This is a genomic window from Photobacterium sp. DA100, from assembly GCF_029223585.1.
Classification (GTDB): Bacteria; Pseudomonadota; Gammaproteobacteria; order Enterobacterales; family Vibrionaceae; genus Photobacterium.
Window position 1 is genome coordinate 1,523,407 of record NZ_CP119423.1, and the last position, 14,821, is coordinate 1,538,227.

Annotated in this window: 11 protein-coding genes and 7 tRNA genes; 5 read left to right on the forward strand and 13 right to left on the reverse strand. The window is 49.4% G+C overall.

What is annotated here, in order from left to right:
- Nucleotides 1-163 precede the first annotated feature (163 nt).
- From PTW35_RS07325 to katG, 4 genes are all read left to right on the forward strand, one after another.
- Nucleotides 164-1,117 (forward strand): M23 family metallopeptidase, encoded by a 954-nt coding sequence (locus tag PTW35_RS07325; RefSeq protein ID WP_281027135.1) that lies wholly within the window; start codon nt 164-166, stop codon nt 1,115-1,117.
- A gap of 8 nt (nt 1,118-1,125) precedes the next feature.
- Nucleotides 1,126-1,482, forward strand: a complete 357-nt coding sequence (locus PTW35_RS07330) for a polymer-forming cytoskeletal protein (RefSeq protein ID WP_281027136.1) — start codon at nt 1,126-1,128, stop codon at nt 1,480-1,482.
- Nucleotides 1,483-1,613: 131 nt separating this feature from the next.
- Nucleotides 1,614-2,510, forward strand: coding sequence for a hydrogen peroxide-inducible genes activator (locus PTW35_RS07335; protein ID WP_281027137.1), 897 nt, complete (start codon nt 1,614-1,616; stop codon nt 2,508-2,510).
- Nucleotides 2,511-2,647: 137 nt separating this feature from the next.
- Complete coding sequence (gene katG, locus PTW35_RS07340) at nt 2,648-4,861, forward strand: catalase/peroxidase HPI (protein WP_281027138.1); 2,214 nt, start codon at nt 2,648-2,650, stop codon at nt 4,859-4,861.
- Between the two features lie 95 nt (nt 4,862-4,956).
- Here the strand turns inward: katG and PTW35_RS07345 are convergent, their stop codons facing one another.
- Nucleotides 4,957-5,721, reverse strand: coding sequence for a glutathione S-transferase N-terminal domain-containing protein (locus tag PTW35_RS07345; RefSeq protein ID WP_281027139.1), 765 nt, complete (start codon nt 5,719-5,721; stop codon nt 4,957-4,959).
- Between the two features lie 268 nt (nt 5,722-5,989).
- On the opposite strand from PTW35_RS07345, the gene deoR reads away from it, so the two are divergent.
- Complete coding sequence (deoR, locus tag PTW35_RS07350; protein WP_281027140.1) at nt 5,990-6,745, forward strand: DNA-binding transcriptional repressor DeoR; 756 nt, start codon at nt 5,990-5,992, stop codon at nt 6,743-6,745.
- Between the two features lie 65 nt (nt 6,746-6,810).
- Here deoR and PTW35_RS07355 read toward each other — a convergent pair whose 3' ends face one another.
- The 12 genes from PTW35_RS07355 to PTW35_RS07410 all read right to left on the reverse strand — a co-directional run bounded on the left by PTW35_RS07355 (nt 6,811) and on the right by PTW35_RS07410 (nt 14,608).
- Complete coding sequence (locus PTW35_RS07355) at nt 6,811-9,960, reverse strand: ExeM/NucH family extracellular endonuclease (protein WP_281027141.1); 3,150 nt, start codon at nt 9,958-9,960, stop codon at nt 6,811-6,813.
- A 37-nt stretch (nt 9,961-9,997) separates the two neighbouring features.
- Complete coding sequence (locus tag PTW35_RS07360; protein WP_281027142.1) at nt 9,998-11,080, reverse strand: porin; 1,083 nt, start codon at nt 11,078-11,080, stop codon at nt 9,998-10,000.
- A gap of 395 nt (nt 11,081-11,475) precedes the next feature.
- A tRNA-Val gene (locus PTW35_RS07365) sits at nt 11,476-11,551 on the reverse strand.
- A gap of 47 nt (nt 11,552-11,598) precedes the next feature.
- Nucleotides 11,599-11,675, reverse strand: a tRNA-Val gene (locus tag PTW35_RS07370).
- Nucleotides 11,676-11,709: 34 nt separating this feature from the next.
- Nucleotides 11,710-11,786, reverse strand: a tRNA-Val gene (locus PTW35_RS07375).
- A gap of 25 nt (nt 11,787-11,811) precedes the next feature.
- Nucleotides 11,812-11,888, reverse strand: a tRNA-Val gene (locus PTW35_RS07380).
- Nucleotides 11,889-11,917: 29 nt separating this feature from the next.
- A tRNA-Val gene (locus PTW35_RS07385) sits at nt 11,918-11,994 on the reverse strand.
- Nucleotides 11,995-12,019: 25 nt separating this feature from the next.
- Nucleotides 12,020-12,096: transfer RNA gene (locus tag PTW35_RS07390), tRNA-Val, on the reverse strand.
- A gap of 29 nt (nt 12,097-12,125) precedes the next feature.
- Nucleotides 12,126-12,202, reverse strand: a tRNA-Val gene (locus PTW35_RS07395).
- A 286-nt stretch (nt 12,203-12,488) separates the two neighbouring features.
- Nucleotides 12,489-13,277 (reverse strand): ParA family protein, encoded by a 789-nt coding sequence (locus tag PTW35_RS07400; RefSeq protein WP_281027143.1) that lies wholly within the window; start codon nt 13,275-13,277, stop codon nt 12,489-12,491.
- Between the two features lie 115 nt (nt 13,278-13,392).
- Nucleotides 13,393-13,881: a NapC/NirT family cytochrome c gene (locus PTW35_RS07405; RefSeq protein ID WP_281027458.1), complete on the reverse strand. Its 489-nt coding sequence runs from the start codon at nt 13,879-13,881 to the stop codon at nt 13,393-13,395.
- A gap of 115 nt (nt 13,882-13,996) precedes the next feature.
- The gene (locus tag PTW35_RS07410) at nt 13,997-14,608 is read right to left on the reverse strand and encodes a c-type cytochrome (protein WP_281027144.1); all 612 of its coding nucleotides are present in this window, start codon (nt 14,606-14,608) and stop codon (nt 13,997-13,999) included.
- Between the last annotated feature and the right edge of the window lie 213 nt (nt 14,609-14,821).

Here is a 14,821-nt window from a genome sequence, read left to right on the forward strand (position 1 = left end):
GTATTGTTACAGCAAAGTTGCAAAAAATGCTTTAACTACAGTTAATTGCATACTAACAGTAATCTGCGTGAATGTTAATTTGAAGAATTTGACCTGACTCGCTTAATAACAAAGCAATCTCGGTCGCTTAACGTATAAGTGATTTATAAATAGCAGTACAACTATGAAGGAACAAATCACGATATCGGTTTCATCGATACATGGTTCGAGGCACTTTCAGCTCAGTCTCAAAGCCCAGCGTAATTTACGCTGGCTGGCTATCTCTGCAGTGGTGGTCACCGTGACGGCGGCCGGTTGGATGGTGTATTTGAAGTCAGAAGCTGATGACGCGAAATACAAACAAATGGAATTGCAAGCCCAGTCATCCTCATTGACTGAAGAGCTTGATCAACTGAAATCGTTGAAATTCGATTTAGAAGCGGACTTGGATGCCCGCGAAAATCGTTTGAGTGGGGTATCGGATAGGCTACATGAACTCGAAGCCTTGCTGGGCGTTGATGTTACCGGGGAAGTCGATGCTATCGAGGAGCGCTTGGATGTTGCCGCGATCAACTCGGCGGTACGCACTGCCATACTGGAGAGCTTACCCAACGGGTCGCCGGTGGGAAATGCCCGCCAGTCTTCCCAGTTTGGCTATCGTGTTCATCCAGTCACCGGCAAGCGTCGATTGCACCGAGGGCTGGACTTTGCCGTGAACACCGGTACGCCGGTGTATGCGCCTGCAGATGGTGTGGTAGAAACCGTGCGGCCAAGTAAAGAGGGGTCGGGTAACTTTCTTCGCCTGCAGCATACCTTCGGCTTTTCGTCCTCTTATTCCCATTTACACAAGTTTGCCGTGAAAGCCGGTGATTTCGTCAACAAGGGCGATCTCATTGCTTACTCCGGCAATTCCGGTTTGTCATCTGGACCACACCTGCATTATGAGGTGCGGTTTGTAGGGCGGGCGTTGAATCCACGGCCATTCGTTGATTGGAGCTTGGATAATTTTGAACATATTTTTGAGAAAGAGAGAAATATTCAATGGGCATCTTTGATAAACAAAGTGGAGCAGCAAGTCAGCAAACAACTACAACTGTCATCGCAGCGGGATGTGACATCCAAGGAGAATTCAAGCTAAGTTGCGATATGCAGGTCGACGGGATGATTGAGGGGACACTGAAGCTGGAAAAGGGGTTGGTCGTCAGCCTCAGTGGCTCTATCAAAGGGGAAATCTGGGCTGACAAGATCATCGTCAACGGGCAGATAGAAGGGGTGTGCCGCGCCAATGCCATCGAGATCCTGGATAAGGGGGTCGTATCGGGCAGTATTTACTGCGATAACCTGAGCATCGATCGCGGTGGTAAGTTCTTCGGTACCACGCACCCGGCCGAAACTCAGCATGTTGTTGAGTTTACGCCAAAAGGCAAGACAGACATAAATAAAGCAGATTTGCCGGCGAATGAGAAAAAGCCGTCAGAGCAAAAGATGAAAAAGGCGCAATAACGGTCGCTGATAGCGGTAACCCTCTGTCTATACTTATAGCCAACTCACTTCAAGCTGCGTGTTGATAGGTATTCGCGCTAGATACTGCGACTTGGAGTTATTTGGTTTCATGGTAAAGACTTTGGGGCAGAATGATTTCTATCAAGCAGCTAAGTTATGCACTTGCCGTAGAAAAAACCTTACATTTCAAGAAAGCCGCCGATCTGTGCTTTGTCAGCCAGTCGGCGCTTAGTGCGGCCCTGAGCGAGCTTGAAAAGCAGCTCGGGCTGCAGATCTTTGAGCGCAACAACAAGCAAGTACTGGTCACGCCGATTGGCCGAGAGGTGCTCGAGCGGGCAAAAGATATTTTGCTGCGGATCGAGGAATTGGAACACTTGGCCGGCAGCCAGAGTAGTCCCCTGAGCTTTCCTATCAACCTTGGTGTCATTCCAACAATCGCGCCCTATTTGTTGCCGAAAATTTTTCCCGAGCTCAACGAGCGTTTTCCGCTTGCGCAAATCAATGTGGTGGAAGAGCAGTCACAACAGCTGGTGGATATGGTCAAAAGTGGCGAAATCGATACGGCCATTCTGGCGTTGCCGTATCCTTGCGAGGGGTTACTGACGCTGGAGTTTTGGCAGGAAGACTTTTATTGGGTTACCCTCAAAGGCGCGTTGTATTCCCGGCAGAGCGAAATCACCAGCGACGAAGTCACGCAAACTCGCTTGATGCTGCTCAAGGAAGGTCATTGCCTCAAACACCATGCATTGGATGTATGCAAACTGACCGAGCAGCGGGCCAACCATGGCTTTGGTGCAACCAGTTTGACCACCCTGATCCAGATGGTGCAGGGAAACCTGGGGACGACCTTGATCCCGGCAATGGCCAAAGAGCAGCTCATTGCCGCCAGTGATCGGCTGTCGGTTATCCACCTCAATGAACCCAGCCCCCACCGCAGAATTGCCTTTGTTTACCGGCCCAATTACAGCTGCCTGTCGAGCATCGTAGCCCTCGCCGAAATTTGTAAGGCATCTCTCGTTACTAACTGATTATTAATCATAAATAAATTCTTTTTTGCCAATCATATTTTCTGATAACAATGTTCGGAATTTTGTAATGTTGTTTTCAACCAAGCACTCCTAAACTAAAGTCACTGCTCTTAGAGCTTGCTGAAAGGGGTCTAATAATGAAAACACATTCACGTACGGTGCTTGCTTCAGCGATCTTATCTGCCATCTTGTTCGCACAGCCAGCATCGGTCTTTGCTGGACAAGCAAAATCCAATCAGTTTTGGTGGCCAGAACAGCTTAATTTGAGCGCCTTGCGCGACCATGACGATCGCTCTAACCCGTATGGCGCCGACTTTGATTACGCCGCAGCCTTCAAGACCTTGGATCTTGCCCAGGTGAAGAAGGACATAGAGCAGGTGCTGACCACATCCCAGGACTGGTGGCCGGCAGATTACAATCATTACGGGCCTTTTATGATCCGGATGGCATGGCACAGCGCGGGCACCTACCGGGTTGGTGATGGACGAGGCGGTGCCGATGGCGGCCAGATGCGCTTTGACCCGCTAAACAGCTGGCCGGATAATGCCAACCTTGATAAGGCCAAGCGGCTAATGTGGCCTGTTAAGCAGAAGTATGGTCGCGCCCTGTCATGGGCGGACTTGATGATATTGACCGGTAACGTGGCGCTCGAGTCGATGGGATTCAAGACCTTTGGCTTTGCCGGTGGCCGGGTCGATGATTGGGAGCCGGATCTGGTTTACTGGGGTCCGGAGAAAGAATTCCTGGCCGATGAACGCCGTACCGATGACGGTAAATTGCAAGGCGATCTCGCTGCTATTCAAATGGGTCTGATTTATGTCAACCCCGAAGGTCCAGGTGGAAACCATGACCCGCTTGATGCAGCAAAAGACATGCGGCTGTCATTTGGCCGGATGGCAATGAATGATGAAGAAATTGTTGCACTGGTAGCCGGTGGCCATACTTTGGGCAAGGCTCACGGTGCCAAGCCACCAAAAGACTGCGTGGGGCCAGAGCCCGGTGCAGCGCCGATTGAAGAGCAAGGGTTCGGTTGGATGAATAAGTGCGGCAAGGGCAATGCTGAGGATACCATTACCAGCGGCCTGGAAGGGGCATGGACATCCACCCCGACGGCTTGGTCGATCCTCTACCTTGATAACCTCCTTAAATTCGAGTGGAAACAGGTGAAAAGCCCTGCTGGGGCAACCCAGTGGATCCCAACTGACGAAAGTGCGGCCAACCTGGTCCCCGATGCCCATATTGCGGACAAACGCCATGCGCCGATCATGTTTACCACCGACATGGCGCTGAAAAAAGATCCGGAGTTTTTGAAAATTACCCAGCGCTTCCGTGACAACCCCGATGAATTTGATCTGGCATTTGCCAAAGCCTGGTTCAAATTAACCCACCGCGATATGGGGCCAAAAGTTCGCTATCTCGGTAGCGAAGTGCCTGAAGAGGTTCTGCTGTGGCAAGATCCAATTCCAGAAGCTGCATCGCCCGCTATTGGTGATGGTGATATTGCCAGTTTGAAAAAGGCGGTGATGGATGCCGGTCTCTCCGGCCCAGAGCTGATCAGAACGGCGTGGGCGTCAGCGTCAACTTACCGTGCCAGTGACATGCGCGGCGGGGCAAACGGCGCGAGGTTGCGACTCGAGCCGCAAAAGAGCTGGGCGGTCAATAACCCAGAAGAGCTGGCCAAAGTCCTTGCTGCCCTTGAGAAAGTGCAGAGCGAATTCAATGAGGCGGGCGGAGCCCAGGTGTCAATGGCTGATCTGATCGTACTGGCCGGTTCAGCCGCTGTCGAAGACGCAGCGAAAAAAGCGGGTTATAACATCGAAGTACCATTCACGCCGGGACGCGGTGACGCCAGCCAGGAGCAAACCGATGTGGCCTCTTTTGCGGTACTGGAGCCAAAAGCCGATGGGTTTAGAAACTACTTTGGCGAGGGAAGCTACTATGGGCCTGCTGAGGCTCTGGTTAACCAAGCAAGCTTACTGGATCTTTCTGTTCCTGAAATGACCGCCTTAATTGGCGGGATGCGGGTCCTCGATGCCAACACTGGCGGCAGCCAGCATGGTGTTCTGACCGACAAGCCTGGTACCCTGAGCAATGACTTCTTTGTCAATCTGCTCGATATGTCGACCAAATGGAGCAAGGCACAGGATGAGGGAGTTTATGACGGTCACGATCGGCAATCTGGCGATAAGAAATGGTCAGCAACAACGGTCGATCTGATCTTCGGTTCGAACTCCGAGCTTAGGGCCGTGGCTGAAGTGTATGCTTCCGATGACGGTAAAGAGATGTTCGTCAACGACTTTGTCAACGCCTGGACCAAAGTGATGAATGCCGATCGCTTTGATCTGCAGTGATCATTATTAAAGGCTGAGAGTCGTTACGAAAGAGAAACAAACTTAAGTGTGCTGCAAACTAGAAGCCGTGCTTGATTTCGACACGGCTTCTTTTTTTACTGCCCGTAAGTCTGTTCAAGATACGCCACAATATCTTTCGATTCGAACATGGCAGCTCCGGTATTGGGATCCATCAGGAAAGGAACCTGCACATTGCCGTACTGCTTGAAGAATTCATCCCGTTTGGTATTGGGCAGCGGTTGGTAGGGTTTGAGGCTCCACCGCATGTTTGCTGGCCCCATATCTGAGAGTTGCTGTTTGCCAAGGTTAATCAGAATATAGCTCAGCTCTAATTCACACAGCTTTTCGCGCACCAGCCTGGCGTACGGGCTGGATTCGAAGCTGTACAATATCAACGGCAGCTGGGGTTGATGTGATGGTTGGGCATGCGTTCCCGTATTAAACCGAACACTTGAAGCCAGCGTTGAGCTGACTTGGTTTGTGACTCTACCAAGTAGGGAAGTCGATGTACTTACCGAACCATAATGTTGGTTAAGGTGTTTTAGAATAGACTTCGCACCATACATGGCTTTGGATTGGTTATTATCAACAAAAACCGGTGGCCGGATGTCATCACCTTTACCCGATTGGGTTTTCAGTGCCCCGATATTCTTGCCGCCTTTGGGGCAGGGAACAATGAGAATATCCAAATTCAGCTTAGTCAGCGCTTCGCGAATCTGTCGGCATTCGGCATTATTCTCTTGGTCAAACAGCATGAGCGTTTGCGTTGGCTGCTCGGTTGTTGTATCTGCCACTGTTCCTTGCCAGCAGCGATAAGTAGAGGCGAGCAGTGAGGTTGTAACGTCTAGAATATGATTCATTGTTAACCTAATTCCTTTTGGTAAATGCAATGTGTTGAGTGCTGTTTATTCTTGCTATCGTGCTACCTGCTATGGCCGAAGTTATAGTTATTCTAGTTCATGAAAGATAATTTTTTCAGTGATTTATCTTACATATTGGACGGTGCTGTTGGAACGTCAGCAAGCGACTGGGAGTGAAGATTGCAGATAATGTTCTATGCTGCCTTGAGTGGTCAGTTATAATACGTCCTAGCTACTTAGATATAAAAAAATGATATTAGCAGGAAGCATGAAAACGGAAACCAAACAGGAAAAGCGCCTAAGGCAATTGGCTGAATTACTGCAAGGCCAAGATAAAATACACCTGAAGAAAGCCGCAGAAACCCTAGCGGTTTCTGAAATGACCCTGCGCCGAGACTTGACCCTGCCTCATCCCACACTGAGTGTTATTGGTGGTTATATTATCAATAAACAATCAGGTACGAGCGGCGCGGAATATAGGCTCATCGAGCAGAATGAAAATCATGTCAGCGAGAAAAGTGCGTTGGGCAAACTGGCTGCCCAGAGGGTCAGCAACAATGACACCGTGTTCTTTGATAACGGTACAACCACAGTCCATATTATCCATGCCATCGATGATGAAATCGCCTTTACCGGGGTGTGTTTTTCGCTGAATATTTTCTTGGCCTTAAAAAGCAAGCCCAACTGTAAGCCAATATTATGCGGCGGTCAGTTCGATGCGAAATGTAATCACTTTTACCCTCTGTCGACCCAAACTGAATTGGATAATCTTAGATTTGACTTGATGTTTGCCTCGGCGGCGGGGATTGATCCGCAGCAGGGTGTGACTTGCTATGCGCTGACCGAATTGCCTTATAAGCGTCAGGCCATGCGCCAATCGCAGAAGACGATCTTGGTTGTCGATAGCAGTAAGATAGGTAAGGTCCGCAAAGCTTTTATGTGCCGGGTTGAAGATATCGATGAGATTTTATGCGACAGCGATTTGCCGAACCGCTGGGTAGCAGAAGGCGATATCCCTAACTAACGGTGAAGTGACTTGGAATAAATTAAAAGAGGCTGAATTCAGCCTCTTTGTCTTTTTTGCTAATGCTATTTACGCTTTCTGCGCAACAAGCCTAGGCCCATCAGAGACAGCAGGCCAAACCATCCCGTAGAGCCGCCAGAACCATCGTAGCTAGGCTCCGTCACTTTAGGCTCAAGTGAGTCGCGTTTAACCACTTCAACATCCATGGTCACCGTGGCATTGGTAATTGGTGTCGCAGTGGCCTTGGAGCTCATTGGGCGTACCAGGGACATGGTCATCGTGTACCGGCCCGTATCGATGCCGTTCACATCAAACGATACCGTATGCTTACCGTCTTCTGTCAGTGTTACCTCCGGCAGGGTTACTTTGCTCATATCGGCAGGTGCCGGCGAAAATTGGATCCTTGCCACATCACCTGCTTTTGCCTCGCTGGTTGGAATAGGGTAAGCCACTTCCATACGGCCACTCTTTGTCGCCAGCAGTACTGGCTCGCCAGCGGTTTCACCATATCCGTAGCTTAGGGTGATAATGGCAGAGTCATGATCTGAAGAGCGGTAAGGATCTTGCGAATAGAAAGGGTTGTTACCCCAAGAGCTACTCTTGTATTTGCTGCTGTAATCAAACAGTGGTGATTCAGCGGCATTGATATGCCAGTCCGTCGCATCGATAACACGTTTTGACAATGATGAAGTGATCAGGACATGGTCAAGTGAGCCGATTTCATCATTGTAGGAATAACTCCAAACAGCATGTTTCTGGTGGGTCTCTTTTTCAATCTTGTCATTGATCATCTCAACGGCATTGATCAAGCCATATGATTTGGTGATTTCCGCGCCATTTTCGCCAAACTGTGGCTTGTAGCCAATAAAGGTATCACGCGCAGCGCGAATGGTTTTTCCTTCAGGCAAGTATTTCGGGATCGTGGTCAATACCAGCATCGGATCTTCATTGGCATAGGAGTTGAAGTCACCCATGACCACTTGATCGCCACCCATTTTGGCAAGTTGCTCACCTAATTCAACAGCAGCGGCAACCCGGAAGTTTTCACATGAACCTTGGAAGTCATCATTTCTGACATCATCTTTTTCCGGGTTGAACTTATCCCATGATTGCCAGCCTTGCCAGTCTTCCCAACATGTTGAGCCTTTCGACTTCAGGTGGTTAACCGCAACAGTGAGTTTCTTGCCGGTATTGAGCAGGCGGAAGGTGGCAGCAACGGTATTGCGTTGGAAGTTCTTACCGTTTTCGCGGATCTCTTCATTTTCGTCGGTCACCGGCTGGCCATTTTCATAAGCAATGATCGGGGCTTCCTGGCGTGGCATTTCAATAATGCGCGATGATTCCAGTGCGACTTTGCTTGGGCGGTACAATAGCCCCGAGGTAATAGCATCACCACCTACAGAGTCGTACTCATCCAGCACCACATCGCCGTTTGAATCGAAGCCAACAAATACGTATTTGTTGTGGACTGATTTAGCTTCGTTGCGGTCTTGGTAGTTTTCGTAGTAGTACTTTTCGTTGACTGCGTTAACTAGTTCTGTGATGGCACTGTAAGCCCCAAACCCATTGTTTTCAATTTCCATCAGGCCAATGATATCGGCATCGAGACCATAGATGGCCTCGACGATTTTGGCCTGCTGGCGTTCAAAATCAATTTGGCTTTCGGCACCACGGTTATCACCGTGCTGGTTTTCCGCACCGCCGTATGGCGAGTTGAAATAGTTAAGGACATTCTGGGTCGCCAAGCGAATGGCAAAGGCATCAGAGGTTGTTTCTTCGCTGATCTCCGGCTGCTCTTGGCGATCGGTATTGTGAATGAAGTTAGTGTTATCAACTTCTTTCATCGGGATCAGACGGTAATCCCCGTAGGAGAAGTGGATTACGCCCTCTAGGCCAACAACGCTGTCGTTGATGCGGATGTAGTTGTTTTCCGGGTCCGATTTGAAATTCGGGTAGTAGGGGATTTCGCCATTGCCCGGCTTCTTGTCGCTGTCGACATATAAGCGGAAGTTGTCGTTCTCTGCGGCCTGATTTTTTGAGCCCTGACTGCCGGCAATGTTTTCTTGGTTCGGCTGCATGTTAGGGCGTTTATAAGCCAGTACCATGTTGTTGCGTCGGCTATCATAATCGTAGCTGAAGGTACGAGAAACCCGCATGTCGTCTTTGACATTCGGGGTGTATAGATCGATGTCTTCTGGCAAGCGAACTAACATGCCTTCGTGTCGTTCCAGGGTCTTCTCAAAGTCATCGTCGTCGATTGCAATTGTGGTGAGATCAACCGCTGCAGGTACAGAGATAGCTTCAGAGCCCACTTCCCAGCCATCGGCAGCCAGTTGGGTCATGCCGTAATTTTCTTGTACCTTGCCCGTCACCGTCACTGTGGCGCCAATCTGCGGCTGTTCATTAGTGGTGGCAATGAACAGGCCGTTTGAGGTTTGGCTGTCGCCATCGTCGGCATAGAGGTAGAAGCCTTTCACTAACGAGTTGGCAACCGCCGAGACCACGCCGGTCACGCGGTAGCGATCAGCGGATTGGTATTCGCCGTCCTCAAGCAGTGGAGAGCGGAAACCGCTGCCTTGAATTTCACCAATGGTGGTATCGATTGCTTCGGCAGGTTTTTCTTCCAAGGTGGGATCACCAAGGCCGGAGAAGTCATCTTTGCCAAACTGAGACCAGTCTGCCTGTTCGTATGTTGGTGATTGCGACTCACTGCCTTGGTAACGGCGGAGGGTGCGATCAGCGCCCCAGAGGTTATCTTCTTCCGCAATGCCAATGATATCGAGTATGTTGTTGCGAGGGTCGGTTGTTTTGGCCAGTACTACAGCGTCGTCACCGTTAAAGCCCATGGCGTTGTAGCCAGATGTTGGTGAAAGAAGGTGGGAGGCGCCATTATTCGTAACTGCTGCAATGAGCTCTGCACTCGCTTTGCCATGGGCGAGAACAACCGCTTTTTTGGCCGGAATAGTCAAGCCTTTCAGGATTGATGCTTTATCTGCGCTGTAGATCATATTGATGTACTTACCGCTGTCGTAGTACAAGCCAACAGAATCATCGAAGGTATAGTCGGTCTCTCCGGTATTTGTCAGTTCGATAGCCTTGTTATAGCTGCTACCTTCTACGTATTCAGAGATAATAATATCGTCAATGCCAGCGATGGCTGGAGCGGCGAGGGCAGCAGCAATTGCTGCCGAAACCAATGTTATTTTGTTTTTCATAGCAATTTGACTCTTTATTTTTAGTTATTGGTGAGAATTAGAAATAAACCCGTGCGTAGGCGTAAACATCTTGGGCGGCTTCACCGACGTTGCCTTCGATAGCCAGTACCGATGAGCTAGTTGGTTTGTAGTTCACACCCAGGGTGCCCCAGGTACGGCTGCTGCCCCAGCTGTAGTCTTTACCGTCCCAGTACTCGCTGTCTTTGTCCCAGTTTTCATAGGCTTCATAGTTCGCCGAGCCAACCACTTGCCATTGCTCGGTTAGGTTATATTTGGCGGAGACCAAAGCCCCTTCATGATCGAGGGTTTGGTAATCGTTATAGCGGTACACTTTGTTGTTTGGATCGCTGGTATCAACCGTTGTTTTTTCCTGGGCGATATCTTCTTGCTCAAGGAAACCATTGAAGCCCAATGTAAGATCTTGGGTGACAGCTAGGCGCATGCCCAAGCCGAGTAGGCGTTGTTCACCGTATTTAGATTCACCCTCGGAACCACCGCGGCCTTCTAAACCAACAACGATAGAAAAGACTTTGCCGAAATAACCAGCGTAACCGTTAACCACATCACCCAGCGGGGAGCCGGAGCTGGACTTGGAATCGTAGCTGTAAGAAGCCCCAACTTTGATATCGCCGTAGCGGCCTTCATATTTTACCGTGGCGTCCTGATCGCCCGCTTCACCGGTTTCTACCGTTGTATCAAAGGTAAAATCGCCGTATTTGTCGTAGTCATCAAACGCGGTATCGGTCAAGCCTGCCTCAATGTAGTGGTGATCATTGAACTCGCAGCCAAGGTATAGCTTGTCGATGCTGAGCACCATGTCGCCGGAACCGTATTTCCAGTTCTCGCGCTCGTAATCCAACTCCAGTCGGTAAAGGATCTCGCCATTGCGGCCTTTGACCCCGAGCGTGGCAAACGAGTCATCAATATAGCTTTGATCCTTGTAAAACTCGCCAGATTCAAAGTCAGCTCCGAAATGTCCGCCGATCCCGACTTCACCGTAGACAGCGAGATAATCACCGTTGTCGGCTTGGTAAACGGTCGCGGCCTGTAGGGATGGGGTAAGCATCAGTGAAGAAACGAATGCAGCAAGCGCACTTTTTTTATGTTTGAGAATGTTCATCTTATAACCTTTGTTGATATCCAAACATTTTGATTTTATTTTGTTTTTATTGTTACTTTTTATATCGTGGTGAAGCAAATATCGGCTCCTAATAATGAGAGCGTTATCAATATTATTGTTGATTTGTTGGTAATGCATTGTTGCTGGGAATGGTTCTGAGGCAACATTGACTCAATTATTTACGAGAGGTTGTCCAAAAATACGACTGGTTGAACTGATGAGGTGGCAGTTATGCGAGTAGCAAAATGTTGAACGGAAGTATATTTGTGAAGCGATTTTTTTGTTGCGTTGGTAACAATAATGGCGATTGGAGCGGAATAGGAAAATGAGAGGAGGGCAGTTGTTTGAACGCAAAAAAGCCTGCTCAATGAGCAGGCTTTTGCTTCTTATGAAAGTGGTGGGCGATACCGGGCTCGAACCAGTGACCCCCTCCTTGTAAGGGAGGTGCTCTCCCAACTGAGCTAATCGCCCTAATAAACGCTTGGGAGCCTCAATGAGGTAGTGCGTTTATTGGAATTTGGTGGGTCCGGGCGAACTCGAATCGCCGACCCCTACCATGTCAAGGTAGTACTCTAACCAACTGAGCTACGGACCCAAATTTGTACTTCTTATTTGGTTAAGTAAGAAGTTGGTACGACCGAGTGGACTCGAACCACCGACCCCCACCATGTCAAGGTGGTGCTCTAACCAGCTGAGCTACGGTCGTACTGTATCTTCAATTAAATTGAAGATGGTGCGTCTGAGTGGACTCGAACCACCGACCCCTACCATGTCAAGGTAGTACTCTAACCAGCTGAGCTACAGACGCAGATTGTGTTCTAGATTAAAGCTAGAAATTGGTACGACCGAGTGGACTCGAACCACCGACCCCCACCATGTCAAGGTGGTGCTCTAACCAGCTGAGCTACGGTCGTACTGTATCTTCAATCAAATTGAAGATGGTGCGTCTGAGTGGACTCGAACCACCGACCCCTACCATGTCAAGGTAGTACTCTAACCAGCTGAGCTACAGACGCAAATTGTGTTCTAGATTAAAGCTAGAAGTTGGTACGACCGAGTGGACTCGAACCACCGACCCCCACCATGTCAAGGTGGTGCTCTAACCAGCTGAGCTACGGTCGTACTGCATTCCCGTGGGAACGAGGAGCATATTAGCGAGTGATGATCCCTCGTGCAAGTGTTTGAGTTGGCTTTTTTAAGTTATGGTGACTGTTTGCTTATGCTTTGAGCGCGGCGGATTATTTATCACCGCCGTGGCGGTTAAAAGTGTGATTTCAATCACTTTTATCCGAGGTGACTTTCCCTCTCCAGCTTTTTCATATTGCCTGACGATAAAGTTAAGCCAGCTTGTCATTATGCTAACAAGCTGGCTTACAATGATAACTGCCTGATAACTATGGACGAGGCGTTAATTGACTGTGGCTTTTTCCGTTTGCTCCAGCGTGGCAAAAAGATTGCTAAATGACTGGGTGAGTTTGTGGTTCGGCAGCAGGTGGATTAGCGGCTGTTGGTGATAATGCGATTCTTTCATCTTGACCGAAAGCGGCAGGTAAGGCTCAAGGATCGGCAAGCCGATATCTTTTAAGTCTTCGATGATTTTAGCTGGGAACTTGGCCTGGGCATTGAACATATTGACAATCACCCCTTCCACTTCAAGCTTGGGGTTATGATCCTCGCGCAGCTCTGCCACATTGTTGAGCAAGGTCATCAATGCCTGTTGGGAGAAGCTATCGCAGTCAAACGGGATCAGCAGTTTATGAGCACCAATAAGGGCGGCCTTGCTGAAGAAATTCAAATTCGGCGGGGTATCGATGTATATACGGTCGTACTCTTTGTCCAGCTCATCCAGAGCGTCGCGCAGTTTATAGATTTTATAACGGCGCTCGAGCTCAGACTCGATTTTTTCCAGTTTCGGGCTGGCGGGGATAATGTCTAGGTTGTCGAATGGAGTCGCTTGTGGGTAGGACTTGATCGGCGTCGATACCGAGAACCAGCCCACGGTTTGGTTGAGTAGCTCAGCAATATTTTTGCTGTTGTCGACATTGATATCGAAGCCGAGATAATGGCTACTGTTACCTTGGACATCTAAGTCGATGAGCAGTGTCTTGTACCCTTGGGCTGCACTGATTGCAGCAAGGTTGGCAGTAATACTTGATTTACCAACCCCGCCTTTTTGGTTGAAGACGACACGACGCATGAAAATCCTTGTTATGCTACTAAATAGATATGTTCACGGTAGCGCACTGATATACGAGTCGCAATCCGGGTACCGAAAAAATGTTAGCTATTTAACTTTTTGGTGAGTATCTACTTCATTCGGCAGCGGCTTCCGTCGCTGCTGGCTTGGGCAGCGCATGGGCGATACCGGCATGGCAGTCGATGCATGTTTGCCCTCGTTCCGCCATAGTCTGGTGGCGGCGGCTGGCATTGCGTGACTGGTTTTCGAAATCCATCTTGTTGACATCATGACAATAACGGCACTGCTTGGAGTCATTGGCCTTGTACTCGTCGGTCACTTTCTGTGCCAGCCGCGGGCGGTGTTCTGTTTCGAAGTTCTCCAGCGTGATGGTGCCGCGCATCATGTGGAAGATATCGCCAGTCGCGCCAATTTTCAGCGCCATTTTGGGAACGAATTCACGGGGGACGTGGCAGTCGCTGCACGTAGCGGCGACCACCCCCTTGGTGTTTTTAAAATGAATCGAGGCTTGGTATTCCTCGACGATGGTATCCATGCCGATATGACAGCCATAACAGAACTGGTTCCTGTTGGTATAGTCCATCGTCCAGTGAAAGGCAGCCATTGCACCTATACCCAGAACGAAAGCAATGAACGCCCCAACAGGGATGCCCCATAGCAATTTACGCCAGAGTGAGCTGCTGGGTTTGTTGGAATCTGTCACGGCCTGTCACTCCTGCTTATTGCTGGCTGGCATAAAACTCAACCAGCGCTGAAATATCATCAGCGCTCAGGGCTTTGATTGCATCGACCATACCTTTGTCACCTTGGCGCTGGCCACCCTTGTACTCATTCATAGTGCGCAGGATGTAACCTTTTTGCTGGCCTGCGAGGATAGAGGCCTCGTCGAATGGGTCGCTGCCACCTTTCGAATGGCATTTGTCACAGCTGGCCATATGTACCTCTTTGCCCGCAGCCGCTTTGTTGCCATCGAACGTTTGTTTGGCTTTGACAAAAGGTTTGGATGAGTAATATTTGGCAAGATCGTTGATTTGATCCTCGCTCAGCCCTTCGACAACGGTTTTCATATTGCCACTTTTGCTGGTATCCCCAAGGACATGGTTAACGGTTTTGGCCGGGCGGCCATCGAGGTATTGCAGCATCTGATCGCTGAGGTTCCATTCGGCAATCCCGGCAATAGAGGGGATGTTGGTGTTTTTACTGACCCCGTTAGTACCGTGGCAAGCATCGCAACTTTTCACTAGCTCATCACTGACCGCAGCGGCATGGCTGCAATAGCCACCGATAATAATGAGGCAGGTTAGTGCAAAGGGTTGTTTCAACACTTTCATGATGTACTCCTTCGAACGCGACACTGTCACGATGGTTTTTTGTCATCAAAGATAGGACAGAAGCTCAAATCCCGCCAATGACTACAGAGAGTGAGAGTAAGGGGGAAGCTGAGAAAGCTGTTGCGATTAATGGATTGTTCTTAAAATTGAGTCAGGGTTATTTGTAATTTTTATCAGACACTTGCTTCTATTTTCGGGGGATTAACCCTGATG